The organism is Streptococcus sp. WM07 (genome assembly GCF_004570525.1).
Lineage (GTDB): Bacteria > Bacillota > Bacilli > Lactobacillales > Streptococcaceae > Streptococcus.
In genome coordinates, this window is the sequence record NZ_SPPZ01000291.1 from 1 (window position 1) to 378 (window position 378).

General features: G+C 41.8%; 1 protein-coding gene. It reads left to right on the forward strand.

Annotation, left to right across the window (positions count from 1 at the left end; genetic code table 11):
- Nucleotides 1-378 (forward strand): transposase (locus E4T71_RS09290; protein ID WP_167758531.1); only part of this gene is annotated, 378 nt, incomplete at both ends.

Consider the following 378-nt stretch of genomic DNA (forward strand, 5'->3'; position numbering starts at 1 on the left):
TATCATCCACTCTATGCTTTTGAAAGTCAGACTGGTTATTGTTTCAATGCTCAGTTACGTCCTGGAAATCGCTATTGCTCCGAAGGAGCGGTGGAGTTCCTCCGACCTATTTTAGAAGACTTCAATCAGTTACTTTTCCGCATGGATAGCGGTTTCGCTTCTCCACAAATTTACAAGTCCATTGAGGAGAGTGGGGAAAGTTACCTCATTAAGCTAAAAAGAAACGCTGTTCTTAGTCGTTTAGGGGATATTCGTTTACCTTATCCTGAAGATGAAAATGTAACGATTTTACCCCATTCTTCCTACTCCGAGACTTTCTATCAAGCAAAGTCTTGGGATCAAGTGCGCCGTGTCTGCCAATTTTCACAAAGAAAGGAA